Annotated in this window: 14 protein-coding genes; 6 read left to right on the top strand and 8 right to left on the bottom strand. The window is 35.7% G+C overall.

Annotated features, from left to right (window positions below):
- Positions 1-56 precede the first annotated feature (56 nt).
- The gene (locus EIB73_RS08720; RefSeq protein ID WP_125024550.1) at positions 57-1,595 is read left to right on the top strand and encodes an ACT domain-containing protein; all 1,539 of its coding nucleotides are present in this window, start codon (positions 57-59) and stop codon (positions 1,593-1,595) included.
- Positions 1,596-1,775: 180 nt separating this feature from the next.
- Here EIB73_RS08720 and EIB73_RS08715 read toward each other — a convergent pair whose 3' ends face one another.
- From EIB73_RS08715 to EIB73_RS08700, 4 genes are all read right to left on the bottom strand, one after another.
- Positions 1,776-2,564, bottom strand: a complete 789-nt coding sequence (locus tag EIB73_RS08715; RefSeq protein ID WP_125024548.1) for an SDR family oxidoreductase — start codon at positions 2,562-2,564, stop codon at positions 1,776-1,778.
- Between the two features lie 8 nt (positions 2,565-2,572).
- Complete coding sequence (locus tag EIB73_RS08710; RefSeq protein WP_125024546.1) at positions 2,573-3,805, bottom strand: 3-phosphoshikimate 1-carboxyvinyltransferase; 1,233 nt, start codon at positions 3,803-3,805, stop codon at positions 2,573-2,575.
- 40 nt (positions 3,806-3,845) lie between these two features.
- Positions 3,846-4,178 carry a nucleotide pyrophosphohydrolase gene (locus EIB73_RS08705; protein ID WP_125024545.1) on the bottom strand — a complete coding sequence of 111 codons (333 nt, stop codon included), beginning with the start codon at positions 4,176-4,178 and terminating at the stop codon, positions 3,846-3,848.
- 161 nt (positions 4,179-4,339) lie between these two features.
- Positions 4,340-5,725: a hypothetical protein gene (locus EIB73_RS08700; RefSeq protein ID WP_125024543.1), complete on the bottom strand. Its 1,386-nt coding sequence runs from the start codon at positions 5,723-5,725 to the stop codon at positions 4,340-4,342.
- 184 nt (positions 5,726-5,909) lie between these two features.
- On the opposite strand from EIB73_RS08700, the gene EIB73_RS08695 reads away from it, so the two are divergent.
- The 4 genes from EIB73_RS08695 to EIB73_RS08680 all read left to right on the top strand — a co-directional run bounded on the left by EIB73_RS08695 (position 5,910) and on the right by EIB73_RS08680 (position 9,761).
- Positions 5,910-6,161: a type B 50S ribosomal protein L31 gene (locus tag EIB73_RS08695; RefSeq protein ID WP_125024541.1), complete on the top strand. Its 252-nt coding sequence runs from the start codon at positions 5,910-5,912 to the stop codon at positions 6,159-6,161.
- Between the two features lie 315 nt (positions 6,162-6,476).
- Positions 6,477-7,637: a GlmU family protein gene (locus EIB73_RS08690; protein WP_125024539.1), complete on the top strand. Its 1,161-nt coding sequence runs from the start codon at positions 6,477-6,479 to the stop codon at positions 7,635-7,637.
- A 98-nt stretch (positions 7,638-7,735) separates the two neighbouring features.
- Positions 7,736-9,091 carry an oxygen-dependent tRNA uridine(34) hydroxylase TrhO gene (gene trhO, locus EIB73_RS08685; protein ID WP_125024536.1) on the top strand — a complete coding sequence of 452 codons (1,356 nt, stop codon included), beginning with the start codon at positions 7,736-7,738 and terminating at the stop codon, positions 9,089-9,091.
- 82 nt (positions 9,092-9,173) lie between these two features.
- The gene (locus EIB73_RS08680; protein WP_125024534.1) at positions 9,174-9,761 is read left to right on the top strand and encodes a 5-formyltetrahydrofolate cyclo-ligase; all 588 of its coding nucleotides are present in this window, start codon (positions 9,174-9,176) and stop codon (positions 9,759-9,761) included.
- On the opposite strand, the gene EIB73_RS08675 is transcribed toward EIB73_RS08680, so the two are convergent.
- Both EIB73_RS08675 and EIB73_RS08670 read right to left on the bottom strand, forming a co-directional pair.
- Positions 9,698-10,282, bottom strand: coding sequence for a hypothetical protein (locus EIB73_RS08675; RefSeq protein ID WP_125024532.1), 585 nt, complete (start codon positions 10,280-10,282; stop codon positions 9,698-9,700). The two genes, EIB73_RS08680 and EIB73_RS08675, sit on opposite strands and share 64 nt — an antisense overlap.
- Entirely contained in the window at positions 10,266-11,435 is a 1,170-nt protein-coding gene (locus tag EIB73_RS08670) for a hypothetical protein (RefSeq protein WP_125024530.1), read from the bottom strand. The genes EIB73_RS08675 and EIB73_RS08670 overlap by 17 nt, the downstream gene beginning before the upstream one ends.
- Before the next feature lie 170 nt (positions 11,436-11,605).
- On the opposite strand from EIB73_RS08670, the gene EIB73_RS08665 reads away from it, so the two are divergent.
- A complete protein-coding gene (locus tag EIB73_RS08665) occupies positions 11,606-11,947 on the top strand; it encodes a hypothetical protein (protein WP_125024528.1) in 342 nt (113 codons plus the stop codon).
- 54 nt (positions 11,948-12,001) lie between these two features.
- On the opposite strand, the gene EIB73_RS08660 is transcribed toward EIB73_RS08665, so the two are convergent.
- Both EIB73_RS08660 and rmuC read right to left on the bottom strand, forming a co-directional pair.
- The gene (locus tag EIB73_RS08660) at positions 12,002-12,769 is read right to left on the bottom strand and encodes a TrmH family RNA methyltransferase (protein WP_125024526.1); all 768 of its coding nucleotides are present in this window, start codon (positions 12,767-12,769) and stop codon (positions 12,002-12,004) included.
- Between the two features lie 69 nt (positions 12,770-12,838).
- Positions 12,839-14,221: a DNA recombination protein RmuC gene (gene rmuC / locus EIB73_RS08655; protein WP_125024524.1), complete on the bottom strand. Its 1,383-nt coding sequence runs from the start codon at positions 14,219-14,221 to the stop codon at positions 12,839-12,841.
- Positions 14,222-14,343: the final 122 nt, after the last annotated feature.

Below are 14,343 nucleotides of genomic sequence, written 5' to 3'. Positions count from 1 at the left end.
GTAAGATTTTTTTAATGGAATACCGCCAACTTCATCAACTTTAAATACCAGCATTTATGAAAAATAAGAACGAAATAAAGATTTTAAAAAACAGATCAATCATCAAATTCGAAGGAAAAGATTTCTTAGGAGAAGTCGGAATAGATGGCAGAATCTTCAAAGCACTGACTTACGCCAGAATCAGCGTGGGCGTTATTTCTCAGCAAGCCGTAGAAAACGGGATTTCAGTTTTAGTCAACGAAAGTGATTCCGAAAAAGCCGTAAACTGTTTGATCGAGGAATTTGAAAATGAAAGAAAATCAGGAAAAGTTAGTCAGATTTTCAGCATTAATAATGTTTCTGTTTTAGGATTCGTGGCTCCGGATTTTAATAAAATAATGTCTGAACTGGCGAGAAATAATATTTTCCCTTTAATTTTAAATCAGGTTTTGGCAGAGAATAGAATTAATTTGGTCGTCACTTCTTCGCAAGATGAAAAATCAAAAAACATCATCGAGGCTGAGATTTTTTCCAAACCGAAAACAGTTCATTTGGCAATCATCGGTCATGGCAGAGTAGGTTCTACCTTAATTGATCAGGTTCTTCAAAAATCAGAAGATATCAGGAACCGAAAAAAAATTGATTTAAAAATTGTCGCGGTGGCAAATTCCCGCAAGATTGCCTTTAATAAAGATGGATTTAATGCAAACTGGGCCGATGAGGTTTCGGTTGCTGAAGAAAAGTCAAGTGTGGAGTCGCTTATTCATTTTTCTCAGCTTCATCAGCTTGAAAATCTAATCGTAGTCGATAATACCACGAGCAAAGATTTTGTCAAAAATTATACGCGGTTGGCAGATAATGGATTTGATCTGGTTTCTTCAAACAAAATTTTCAATACCGCTCCAATTTCAGAATACCGGGATCTAAGAAATGTTCTGACAAAAAAGAATAAGAAATACCTTTATGAAACCAATGTGGGAGCCGGATTGCCTTTGATCGACACAATAAAATTGCTTCATCTTTCAGGAGAGAATATTACAAGAATTAAAGGGGTCTTCTCAGGCTCGCTGAGTTATATTTTCAATAATTTTTCAGTTCGGGAGGAAAAGTTTTCGACCATTGTAAAAGAAGCCATAGAAAAAGGTTTTACATCACACGATCCACGGGAAGATTTATCGGGAAACGATGTGGCGAAGAAACTTTTGATCCTCGCAAGAGAACTTGATTTAACTAACGAACTCACCGATATCAATATCCAAAGTTTAATTCCTGAAAAGTTAGGTAAGCTTAATAAAAATGAGTTTCTAAATAGTTTAGATCTTCTTGATTCTTATTTTGAGGAAATAAAAAAGAACCAGAAAGAAAATCACGTTCTGCGCTTCATAGGGGAATTGCATGGCGATTTGCAACAGGAAAAGGGCGAATTGGATGTTCAGTTAATTTCTGTTCCTGCCAATTCTGAGATCGGACAGTTAAAAGGTTCCGATTCTATTTTTAAAATTTATACCGAAAATTATGGCGAAAATCCGCTCGTGATCCGGGGTGCCGGAGCAGGAGCCAAAGTTGCAGCCAGAGGGGTTTTCGGAGATATTTTACGATTGTCTGAAAATAAATAGACCTGTAGTAGTAAATTTTCCAAAGTAGATTACCGCGATGAATATTTTAAAGATGGAATTATTCTTTAAAAAAGAAATCGCGGTTTCTTTTTATTTCGCCAATCCATCAGTAATACTTTGCAAGCAGATCAAAATTAACCATGCTGAACTTTTAATTTAAATGTTAGTTTGAGGAGCAACTTAATCCATCTTGTTATATTTCCGCATCAAATTTTCATAAAAATTCTGGGGCAAGATCCATTTCAAAGGAATGCCGATTTTCTGACCGAATTTACCGAAGTAAAAATGGGCTTTCCAGGTTTTTTTATTTAATAATTTCTCAATGTATTCTGCAACTTCGATTGGTTCTGTTCCCTCATCCACATGAGAATTCATGATCGCATATATTTTGTTAAAAGTTTTTTGATACGGTTCCGAAACTTTAGTTTTAACGCGATTCTCCGCAATATTTGTTTTAATATCCCCGAGATGCAAAGTACAAACTTCAATATTCCAGGGAGAAACTTCATAACGAATTGCTTCTGTCACCTTGTCCAAAGCAGATTTCGATGCTGAATAAAATCCTCTAAACGGAAGTCCCATTTCACTCCCAATGCTTGAAATATTGATGATCTTCCCAAATTTCTGTTCTCGCATTTTTGGAAGAACTGCCGTCATCATTTGAACAGAACCTACCAGATTCAGATTAAATAATTTTAGAATTTCCTCTTGAGTAGAATCTTCAACCGCACCAACCATTCCCATACCGGCATTGTTGATCAGCACGTCGATTCTCGATTCCGTTTTTAAAACTTCGGCAATTGCCCTTTGAACTTGAGCATTGTGTGTAATGTCGGTCGCAATCGTTTTGAAATAATCCGATTGTACCATTTTTCTGCTTAAGCCGAAAACGGTATGTCCTTTTTTTCCAAAATATTCGGCCAGAGTAAAACCAATTCCGGCCGAGGTGCCGGTGATAATTATAGTCATTTTGATATTTAATTTTTTTCGAGAACTTTTTCCAAGTCTTCCCAGAATTGCGGATAGGATTTTTCAACCACATCTTTGTTTTCGATCGTTAATTCTTTGATCAGGCAGAAAGGTGCGAAACTCATGGCCATTCGGTGATCATTATAAGTCTCAATAGAAATTTGAGAATTTGGTTCGAAGAATTTCAGTGAAAAAATGGAATCATCGGTAATTTCAGAAATACAGCCGATTTTAAAGAGTTCATTTTTTAAGGCCACCAAGCGGTCTGTTTCTTTCACTTTCAAAGTTTCCAACCCTGTAATCTCAAAAGGAATCTGCAATGCTGTAGCCGTTACACAAAGGGTTTGTGCAATATCCGGACAGTCATTCATATTCAGGTAAATTTTTTCAGGAAATATAAAAGAGCTCTCGGGTAGTAACGAAATTTTACTTTCCGAACCTTGCGAGATCGTATTTACACCAAAGAAATTCCAATAGATTTCTTTCAGATCAGAATCTCCCTGCAGAGAGTAAGGCCGGAAGCTTTTTAAATTAATCGATTTTCGACCAATCGCTGCTAAGGAATAGTAGTAAGAAGCGGAGCTCCAATCACTTTCTGTAATACATTTGATGATCTGAGAATTCTTTTCACTTTGAATATTTGGAAATATTTTGATGATTTGACCTTCCCATTGTGTCCCAATTCCAATACTTCGCAGGATTTTTAAAGTCATTTCCAAATACGGTCGCGACGTTATTTTCCCTTCCAGATCAATCTCCAGACCATTTTCCAGTTTTGATCCAACCAAGAGCAGAGAAGAAATAAACTGACTCGAAATATTTGCCGGAATAGAAACTGAGCTTTTATCTAATCTTTTTCCGATAATTTTTAAAGGCGGAAAACCCTCTTTTTCGACGTAAGTGATGTCGGCGCCTAAGTGTCGCAAAGCATCTACCAGTGATCCAATCGGTCTTTCTTTCATGCGCTCAGAACCTGTTAATACAGTAATTCTTCCTTCCTGTAAGGCAAAGTACGACGTTAGAAAACGCATCGCGGTGCCGGCATGGTGAATATCAATAATTTCAGCATCGCTGCTGAGTGCCTCCTGCAAAAGTTGAGTATCTTGAGAATTGGAGAGATTCTCGATCATAATGGTATTCTCAAAAAGATGACTCAAAATCAAAAGACGATTCGAAATACTTTTCGAACCGCTTATTTCAATGGTGACATTGTCTTTTAAGTCTGATTTTTCCAGCTTCATTTTTTAAACGATTTCCATAATTTCCCGGTGAAGATTACCATCATTCTCCCTTCAATTTTTTATTATTTTGATGGCGCTCTTTGTCGCGCTCGGTTTTCACCTTCATTTTTCGGTCAAACGCTTCCTGCAAATTCGTTCCGGTTTGATTGGCCAAACATAAAGTTACAAATAAAACATCCGCCAACTCTTCGCCCAAATCTTTGGTTTTATCCGATTCTTTTTCGCTCTGTTCCCCGTATCTTCTCGCAATAATACGCGCAACTTCGCCTACTTCTTCCGTCAGCATCGCCATATTGGTGAGTTCGTTAAAATAGCGAACCCCAACATTTTTAATCCATTCATCAACCTCTTGCTGAAGTTTGGTGATCTCCATATATTTTTAGTTTTTAGGGCAGACATTTCCGCCTTCCACTCCCAATCTTTTTTTTTGCCTTGCTTCTGCCATTCCCGAAAAAAAAAGGATTTCCGTTCAAGTCGGGCTGCAGATTTCGTACTATTAAAAAGATCTCTCCAAGTTGGAAAAATCAGTTTGTTTTATTGATAAGCGCCCATGCTTGGACTGACTGTTCTTGAAACCTTTACAATATCGAAAGGAACAGTTGCGGCCACTGCCACACTTCCTTTTCCTTTGGCCGGAGAATCATCCTTTAATCGCAAATTCATTTTCTGCGTAAAATAATTCTGGAATTTAGGATCTTCATTTTTAATAGAACCGGAACCTAAATCGTAATTAGATCCGTTGCCATACTTTAATAATGAATTTTGGAAAACATAATTAAATGTTTGGCCGGCAGTTGGCTGAAAGACCACCGCGTTTTCTTGTGACGTATAAATAATCGAATTTTTAATATTCAAAGTCAACGCACCCTGTTCGACAGAAGTTCCATTGTCATATTCATTTGTCGCGTACAATCCCAAACCTGGCAGTGCCGAATTTAAGTCCCAGTAATTCGCCAGAGTAGCGTGCGTGATGTTATACGTTCCACCTTTAAAAATTCCAAAATTTGCCTCGCCGCAATTATTCATGACAAGATTATTCGCCGTAACTACTGAATTCACAGCAAAAATTCCAAATTCCTGATGCGTGTGAAAAATCGAATTCTCGATGACCGCAGTTGCTCCCATTAATTCAAGTCCGCGGGTTCCGCCGAAAACCTTTGCGTAATTCATATTTAAAGTGGAATTCGTATCCATCAAAATTCCATTCCAGTTTTTAGGGATCGTGTCGTACCGCGGATCATTTCGATCGCCACGGAAAATAACTTCATTTCCCAGATCACCGTTAACGTTGAGTTTGGCGTTTTTAGAAATTCTTATCCCACTGTTTTTATGGAAATAAACTTTTGTTCCTTCTTGAATATCGAGGGTTTTACCTTCTTCAAGAGTAAGATTCCCGAAAATAATTTTCGCCTTATTGTTAGTCCAGGTCGTGTTGGAACTTAAAATATTCGGATTCGTTTTACTCTCAATAAAAAACTCAGCATCTTGTACAACCGAGAATAAAGTGATGTTTTGGTTTCCTGCCGGGGTCTGAATGTTGATTCGGTCTTCAGCAATAGCTTCCGGTGCATTGGCGATCGGCGCAATTTCAACGAAGATATAAAGACTGTCTTTTTTTCGCAAAGGAATATTGCTAAAGTCAGTTCCGGATTGTCCGTCAACATTAATCCTATAGAGAGAACCAGCGCCACTTTCGAGTGTGATTTTTGGGATCATCACATCTTTGTCTTCGTCATTGTAGAGTTTTACCGCATAGGTTTCGGATCGTACTTGATTGTAAACGGTGTCCAAAAAAACGGTGTCTGCGGAAAAACGGAGCATTTGTGAAGGACTTTCAAAATTAATGTCGTCTCTGTTACAGCTTACTGCCGTTAAAAGAGTCCAAAATGAGAAAGCCAGTATGAGTTTAAATTTGTTCATTTAATTGGGAATAGGTAGAAGTTTCAAATTTAAATAAAAATGTTGAACAGAAAAATTATAAATTTAGTTGTCATAGTATTTGGAGATTAGAAAAAATATTGTACTTTTGCGGTCTAAAATTTAGCAGAGAAATACCATTACTATTTCGAAAGCAAAGCTTTAATTATTAATAATAAAATAAGTTATGAAAAACGGAATCCACCCAGAAAATTATAGACTTGTTGTTTTCAAAGATATGAGTAACGACGAGATGTTTCTTTGCAAATCTACTGCAGATACAAAAGATACAATTGAATATGAAGGTTCAACTTATCCATTAATCAAAATGGAAATCTCTTCAACTTCTCACCCTTTCTATACCGGAAAAGTGAAATTAGTTGATACTGCAGGTAGAGTTGATAAATTCATGAATAAGTACAAAAAATTCTCAAAGTAATTTTTGAATTTTAACGATAATTAAAGTCTTTCAATTTTTTTGAGAGACTTTTTTTATTGTAAATTTGTTTTACACATGTCGCAGGCGATGAAGTTTAAAAACTTTCAAATCACAAAGTCACAAAATTAAATTGATTGGGATTGTAAGATTTCCTCTTTAAGAAAACATGAAGCTGCGAAAATCTTTAGATTTTACGTTTTGTGAACTTCTTTTTAATTTAGGTTTTGAAACATTATTTTGTGACTTTATGGTTGCAAATCAAGTCTTCATGTAATGACAGTTATAATATTATTTAGCAATCATCAAATATAATCTATGCAACTCGTATTTTCAGATGCCCAGTTCTGGGAAGATTTCTTACCACTCACTTTTACCCGACCCGTTGCAGAAATGCGTTGCGGTATTTTGACGTTTTCAGAAAGATGGCAAAAATTACTCGGTTTTTCAGAAGTTTCTTTTCTCACCGAAGATTATCTGCAGGAAAAATTCAGAAAACCTGAGTTGAAAGAAAGCCTTTTTATTGTTCCTAATTTTTTACCGAGCGAGAATCTTTTAAATCAAATCAAAGAGTTGCAGTATGGCGAAGCTTTGGTTTACAAAGATGAATTGTTGGCCGTAAGAATCAACATGGATAATTTTTCTCTCAGTCAAATTAATAAAATGACTGATATTGAAGAAGAAGTTTTGTTTTTTAATCAACCTACAGATTTGTTTACCTTTAATGAAAAAGCCATTGATTTTGATTTTGAACTGTTAACTAAAGACAGAACTTCCGCGCCACTTTCTAAAACCAATGGATTCTTGGGCGACGAAAAAGATTTATTTATTGAAGAAGGTGCAGTAATCGAATTTTCTACGCTAAACACAAAAACCGGAAAAATCTACATCGGAAAAAACGCCGAAGTCATGGAAGGTTGTAATCTTCGAGGTCCGATCGCACTTTGTGAAGAATCTAAATTTAATTTAGGAGCTAAAATTTATGGTGCAACTACTGTTGGTCCGCATTCTAAAGTAGGCGGTGAAGTCAATAATATCGTTATTTTCGGATATAGCAATAAAGGTCATGACGGTTTCGTTGGGAATTCTGTCATTGGCGAATGGTGTAATCTCGGTGCTGATACCAATTCTTCTAATCTTAAAAATAATTATGCACAGGTAAAACTCTGGAATTACAAAGCCAAAAAGTTTTTGAATACCGGACTTCAATTTGTGGGATTAATTATGGGTGATCATTCCAAAGCTGCCATTAATACACAGTTTAATACCGGAACTGTGGTAGGAATTGCTGCCAATATTTTCAAATCTGGATTCCCACCAAACTTAATTGATAACTTCTCCTGGGGCGGAATGAAAGGCGACGAAAAATTCAAATTGGAAAAAGCCTACGAAGTTGCTGAATTAGCCATGGGAAGAAGAAAAGTTCCGTTCACTAAAGAAGATCGAAATATTTTGAAATATATCTATAACGAATTTTAAATAGAATTTTTAGAAATTCTCTCAGCTCGTTGCCAATTCATCCCATTTGAATTTGGTATCTTTGCAAAAATATTTTTCTCACTTAAAACGTTGATAGCATGCAACTGTATAATACTTTAAGCGCAGAAGAAAGAGCTCAACTTATTGATGAAGCTGGTAAGCAACGACTTACTTTGTCTTTCTATGCGTACGCCAAAATCTCAGATCCCAAAAAATTTCGCGACGAATTATTTATAGCCTGGAATGCACTCGATGCATTGGGACGTATTTACGTGGCACACGAAGGTATCAATGCTCAAATGAGTATTCCTGCTGATCAAATGGATGCTTTCCGGGAAACCCTGGAAGTTTATGATTTCATGAAAGGAATTCGATTAAATGTCGCCATAGAGCACGATGATCATTCTTTCTTAAAACTTACCATTAAAGTGCGTCCGAAAATCGTTGCCGATGGTTTAAACGATGAAACTTTTGATGTAACCAACAAAGGAGTTCATCTTAAAGCGAAAGAATTCAATAATCTATTAGAGGATCCAAACACCATTGTTGTCGATTTTAGAAATCATTATGAAAGCGAAGTCGGTCATTTTGAAGGTGCAATTACGCCGGACGTAGAAACTTTTAGAGAGAGTTTGCCTATCATTAATGAGCAATTGCAGGATTTCAAAGAAGATAAAAACCTGCTCATGTATTGTACAGGTGGGATCAGATGTGAAAAAGCAAGTGCCTATTTTAAACATCAGGGATTTAAAAATGTCTATCAACTAGAAGGTGGAATTATCGAATATGCGCGTCAGGTAAAAGAAGAAAACATTGAAAGTAAATTTATTGGAAAAAACTTTGTCTTTGATCACCGGTTAGGTGAACGAATTACAGATGATATTGTCTCACAATGCCATCAGTGTGGGAAACCTTGTGACAATCATACCAATTGCGCCAATGAAGGTTGTCATTTGCTCTTTATTCAATGTGACGATTGTAAAGCGGCCATGGAAAATTGCTGTTCAACCGAATGTTTAGACATTATTCATTTGCCCATTGAGGAGCAGGTGAAATTGCGAAAGGGCGTTCAGGTTGGTAATAAAGTATTCAGAAAAGGAAAATCTGAAGCGCTGAAATATAAAAAATCAGGCGAGTTACCGCACAAACCTTTGGCGAAAGCGGAAACTAAAGATATCCGTAAGAAAATAGTGGTTAAAAAGACACTGATCGGAAAAGCGGAGCATTATTACACAAAGTCAAAAATTGCCCAGTTCTTAATTGCTAAAAATGGACTTTCAATCGGTGATAAGGTTTTGATTTGTGGACCGACAACGGGAGAAGAAGAATTGACCATCACTGAACTTTTCGCAAATGGGATTCCATGTGAAACCGCGAAAGAAGGAGATCAAATTACTTTTTCAACACCATTCAGAATTCGTTTATCGGATAAATTATATAAAGTTTTAAGTTAAGCAGCATTTTTTTAAATCACATCTTAAAATTAGTATCACTTAAATTACGTTCCCCGAAGCGTAATTTTTTATATTTTTGAAGATGGAAAAGTCCACTCTTAGAAAGATTTATTTGGAGAAACGAAAGAAACTCCATGAAAATGATATACGTTCTTTGTCAAAGAAGATCTTTGAAAATTTTATTTCAGAATTTCCGGTAAGCAAAAATCAGAAAGTTCATTGTTTTCTCTCCATTTCGAAGAAAAATGAAGTGGATACCAACTTTTTTCTTGAATATTTCTTTAAAAATAATATTTGGGTATTTGTACCGAAAGTTGTAGGTGAAGAATTGATTTCTATAGAAATTACAGAGGAAAGTGCTTTATTAGAAAATTCCTGGGGAATTAAAGAGCCTGTTGAAAATATCGATTCTGGAATCAAAGATTTTGATCTGATTTTGGTTCCTTTATTATATGCTGACTCTTTTGGAAATAGAGTAGGCTATGGCAAAGGCTTTTACGATCGCTTTTTCTCTGAAATCAAGCCGAATAACTTAAAAATAGGACTTAATTTCTTTTCGCCAGAAGAACTGATTGATGATGTTGCACCATTTGATATTGCACTGGATTATTTAGTAACACCAACGGCGGTACTGTCTTTCACAGGCTTTACATCAAAATCTAAGAAATAAAATTTAAATTCTTTTTGGAATTTTACGGGAGAAGTTTTTAAGATGTATTGCGCATTTTTTTCAAAATTCCCAATCGAGCGATTTTTATAGTCGAAATATTCTACATAGAATTTCGCAAAATCCAAAGTGTCATTTCCTTTAATCGTCTTAGAAACCGTGATATTTCCCACCTTTGCCGTTTGGACTTTCAAACTGTCCAGTTCATATAATAGAGGGCTTAATTTATTTGAGTCCTGTTCGGCGAAATAGCTTTTCATCTGTGCATATATTACAGAATCTATTTCAGTGTCGCGGTTCCCGGAAGTATATAACGTTGACAAATCAAGAAGTTCTTGAATTTTTTGCTTCGTAATGGAATTAATGGCCTGCGCACTATCCATTTTTGTTACCGGATATGTTATTTTATTGTTGTTATTTCGTACAATTTCCAGATCAGACATATGTTCCTTTTCTTTTGTGCAGGAAAAAAGAAAGAGGAAAAATGATAGGGCAAAGAAGAATATTTTATAATGACTTTTCATCGGTAGGAATTTTAAATTTAATCATGATTATTTTATTATTTTTATCATTCTTAGTGTCGATCACTTCTAATTTTTCAAGCGAGGTAGAGGGCAAGGTCACAAGATTGATGTACCGCTGTTTGTCCATCGTTTCTACGCCATAGGTCTCATTGTCGTACACTTGATAAATAAGCGCATCGTCACTGATGAGATAATTTAATGTTTCTCTTTTTCTTTTCAAATCCTTCAGGGATTTAGAATAGTAAAAAAGCATAATGGCGTAATCATTTGGTTTAAGTTCGATATTCTCCGCTTCCGGTGCGGTTTCTAGGTTTCGGGTAATCGTGTCTGTTCGGTAATAGGGCGAAGAAACGACCATTGTTAGACTCTTTGATTTGGTCGTATAAACAAAAGCCTCATTAGGTTTTGCGGTGTACAGAATGGGCGATTCATTGTCTTTAAGAATCTGAACCTGCAATTCTGCATTAATTTTCGAATTTCGATCTGCATCAATGAAGCTGTAATAGAATTTTTTGCTGAACAGTTCATCTTTAAAACCAAGCAGTCCTACTAAAATAGCCAAGACACCCGAAATTCCGAGCCAAATATATTTTTTTACAAGAGAAAGCGTCGATTTTTGTTCAGAAGTATCGTAAGTTTCGAAACTCGATGTATTTTGTTTAAGTGATTGATTTTCAGTAGCCGATTTTTGTAAATCAGTTTTTTCTTCGCTTTTTAATGCGTCGTTAGGAAGGTTTATTTCTCTTTTTGGGAAAATTGAAGGTTTTTCTTCCAAATCTGGAATCTGGTCGAGTTCCTTTTGCAATTCTTCAGATAAATTCTCATCATCTTCTCCGTACTCTTTTAATATTTCATCTGAGAATAGGTGCTTTTTTTTGAAATCGTACCACGACACATAACCTGCATAAATAGACAGGATATTTAGCATATCGATGCGTGGAAGTTTGGTCACGGGAGAATTTTTGAAATAGGTGTAAAAGGTTTTTTCGCTGATGTTTCCTTTCGCTATTTTTCTTAAATCTTCCTGAAAATAGATAATGTCAATGCCTTTCCATTTTGATATATCATCAAAGGATGGCGTGTGATTCTCTAAATATTGAGATTGAACCTCATTTTTTAGCTGTTCAAAGTGTAATAAATCTAAATCGCTCAATTGCTATTTTTATGTAATTTACTGGTTTACAGAGGTCTATTTTTGTAAAACGATTTTACAAATATATTACAATTAATTTTCCAAAACAAATTTATTTCTCGCTATACCTTTGTCCTGTTCAATTAGATGAACCAATTAAAAAGAAAACAAAACAATTAATTTATTTTATTATGAAAAAATCATTTTTCTTAGCTGGATTCGCAGCTATCGCATTAGTAGCTTGTAACAAAACTGAAACTGTAGAAACTGCAAACGCTGCTGATTCTACTGCTGTAGCTATGTCTGATTCAGCTGCTATGGTTGCTGACTCTGCTGCAACTGTTGTTGATTCTGCTGCTGCTGTAACTGTTGATGCTGCTAAAGATGCTGCTTCTGCAACTACTGAAGCTGGTGCTGATATGGCTAAAGATGCTGCTTCTGGAGCTGCTGATGCTGCTAAAGGTGCTGCTGACGCTGCTAAAGATGCTGCTAAAGATGCTAAAGATGCTGTAAAAGACGCTAACGCTAAATAATTAGCTAAGTTTTTAACAACTTATAAACCGTTTCTCCATGAGAAGCGGTTTTTTTTATGCCATGTTCTGTCTTAAAATTTCATAGCAGCAGATCGCAACTGCATTGCTCAAATTCAATGAATCAATACTTCCGCTCATCGGAATAATCGTATTGTCTCCTTTTTGTTTCCAAAATTCCGTCAAACCTGAATGTTCCGTTCCAAAAACGATGGCACTTTTTTCTTTTAAATCTCTAAAATGAAGAGGCTCCGCACTTTCATCCATCAGCGTGGTGTAGACATTATAATGATGATCCTCTAAAAACTCAACTACCTCGTTATTGGAAGAAGAAAAAATATTCATTCCGAATAAGCAACCAACGCTGGAACGAATAACATTTGAATTGTAAAAATCGACACGCGTGTCTGCGACAATTAAGGCATCGATTCCAAAAGCTTCACAACTTCTTAAAATCGCCCCAAGATTTCCCGGCTTTTCTATGCTTTCTACAATAATGACAGAGGATTTTTCCGCAGGTTTAAAATCTTTTAAAGAGGCAAACTTAGTTTTATAAATACCAATAATCCCTTCCGAGGAACCACGATAAGCAATTTTTTCGTAAATTTTCGGAGAAACCAAATGGATTTTACCTGTTGGCAAATCATTATTAAATATACTTTCTTCGATGTAGAATTCCTGAGGTTCAAAACCAAATTGCAAAGCGCGCTCATTTTCCTGTTTCCCTTCCACAACGAAAACATCTTCTTTTTTCCGGAAGCGATTGTCGGTGATAAGGCGCGTGACGTATTTTACTTTTTCGTTTTGAAAGCTTTCAATAATCATTTTGCAAAGGTAGTTAAATGGAAGAAAAGTTACATGAATAGTTGGGCATAGGAATGGGGATATACTAATTTAATCATCGATGGACCCCAATATATTTTCGGAAGATTCCTCCAAACTTTGCGGAAGATTCTTTTTGTTCTTAATTCCCAGTGATTTAAGTTTAACCGTTTGCGTGATTAAATTATCATTTCCAGTCGATAACTGCTTGAAGGCATCGTTATAAGTGTTTTTTGCCTGGTCTATATTTTTGCCGAGTTTCTCCATGTTTTCTACAAAACCTACAAATTTATCGTACAATTTAGCACCGCGCTCCGCAATTTCCATAGCATTTTTGTTTTGATATTCCCGCTTCCATAGATCAGATACCAATTTTAGGGAAGTAATTAAATTGCTGGGATTTAGTAATAAAATTCTCTTATCGTAAGCAAAATTCCACAGATTGGGATCAGCCTGCATTGCTGCAATATAAGCTGATTCACTCGGAATAAACATCATGACAAAGTCAAGGGATTTGTCGTAATCATCGTAGGCTTTGTCGCTCAATTGTTTAATGTGATTTCTTATCGAATTTAAATGCTGATGAAGTTTTACCTCATAAATTTCGGCATCTGTTTCGTCGACCAAGTCTGTAAAAGCAGTTAATGAAACTTTGGAATCGATAATCACATTTCTTTCATCAGGATATTTTACCACGGCATCCGGACGCATTTTTTTACCGGAAAACTCAGAGAATAAGGCTTTGTTATCTTCATCCCGAAGTTCATGTTCCAAAAAATATTCACGCCCTTTAACCAAACCTGATTTTTCCAAAATACTTTCCAGAATCATTTCGCCCCAGTTTCCCTGGGTTTTACTTTCACCTTTTAGAGCGCGCGTGAGTTTTTTAGCGTCCTCTGAAATTTGTTGGTTCAGCAACGCCAATTCCTTTACTTTTTCTCCTAAAGAAAATCGTTCCTTCGACTCTTTATCATAAGTTTCGCCCACTTTATTTCGAAGTTCTGCGATTTTTTCCTGGAAAGGTTCCAGAATCGTCTTTAGATTATTCTGGTTGAGTGCAGTAAATTTTTCAGATTTTTCATCTAAGATTTTATTGGCTAGATTTTGAAATTCACTTTTTGCTAATTCCTGCATTTTTGCAACTTCCTCTTTTTGAGTTTCAAGAAGGGTTTGAAGATTTGCGTTTTTTGAAGAAAGTTCAGAGCGAAGAATTATTAAATCCTGTTTTTCATTTTGAAGATGAATAAGCTCTGATTTTAATACAGAGTTTTCTGCAGCCAATTCTTCATTTTTAAAATTGATGTTCTTGATATCCGCCACAGTTCTGATATAATTTTGATTTAAATCATCAAATACTGTTCGGGGAATATGTGAAGATTTTACAATAAAATAGAGAACGACGGCCCCGATGATACCGCCGATTATAAAGCCAAGGAAAAGAGAAGTGAAATCCATTTTTCAAAAATAGGAGAAAATAGTGAGTTTGTCTTAATTGTTATTTAGAAAGCAAATCTAAAGATTTCCGTATATAATTTAGAAAGCTTTTTTTAATGGGAGAAACAAACCTCTAGCCCCGA

The sequence above is a fragment of the Kaistella carnis genome (assembly GCF_003860585.1).
GTDB classification, from domain to species: Bacteria; Bacteroidota; Bacteroidia; order Flavobacteriales; family Weeksellaceae; genus Kaistella; species Kaistella carnis.
This window is presented reverse-complemented; position numbering and strand designations above follow the sequence as displayed.

What these genes read in the sequence shown, in the direction of transcription:
- EIB73_RS08720 (WP_125024550.1), top strand. Translation starts at nt 57, where the DNA reads ATGAAAAATAAGAACGAAATAAAGATTTTAAAAAACAGATCAATCATC.
- EIB73_RS08715 (WP_125024548.1), bottom strand. Translation starts at nt 2,564, where the DNA reads ATGACTATAATTATCACCGGCACCTCGGCCGGAATTGGTTTTACTCTG.
- EIB73_RS08710 (WP_125024546.1), bottom strand. Translation starts at nt 3,805, where the DNA reads ATGAAGCTGGAAAAATCAGACTTAAAAGACAATGTCACCATTGAAATA.
- EIB73_RS08705 (WP_125024545.1), bottom strand. Translation starts at nt 4,178, where the DNA reads ATGGAGATCACCAAACTTCAGCAAGAGGTTGATGAATGGATTAAAAAT.
- EIB73_RS08700 (WP_125024543.1), bottom strand. Translation starts at nt 5,725, where the DNA reads ATGAACAAATTTAAACTCATACTGGCTTTCTCATTTTGGACTCTTTTA.
- EIB73_RS08695 (WP_125024541.1), top strand. Translation starts at nt 5,910, where the DNA reads ATGAAAAACGGAATCCACCCAGAAAATTATAGACTTGTTGTTTTCAAA.
- EIB73_RS08690 (WP_125024539.1), top strand. Translation starts at nt 6,477, where the DNA reads ATGCAACTCGTATTTTCAGATGCCCAGTTCTGGGAAGATTTCTTACCA.
- trhO (WP_125024536.1), top strand. Translation starts at nt 7,736, where the DNA reads ATGCAACTGTATAATACTTTAAGCGCAGAAGAAAGAGCTCAACTTATT.
- EIB73_RS08680 (WP_125024534.1), top strand. Translation starts at nt 9,174, where the DNA reads ATGGAAAAGTCCACTCTTAGAAAGATTTATTTGGAGAAACGAAAGAAA.
- EIB73_RS08675 (WP_125024532.1), bottom strand. Translation starts at nt 10,282, where the DNA reads ATGAAAAGTCATTATAAAATATTCTTCTTTGCCCTATCATTTTTCCTC.
- EIB73_RS08665 (WP_125024528.1), top strand. Translation starts at nt 11,606, where the DNA reads ATGAAAAAATCATTTTTCTTAGCTGGATTCGCAGCTATCGCATTAGTA.
- EIB73_RS08660 (WP_125024526.1), bottom strand. Translation starts at nt 12,769, where the DNA reads ATGATTATTGAAAGCTTTCAAAACGAAAAAGTAAAATACGTCACGCGC.
- rmuC (WP_125024524.1), bottom strand. Translation starts at nt 14,221, where the DNA reads ATGGATTTCACTTCTCTTTTCCTTGGCTTTATAATCGGCGGTATCATC.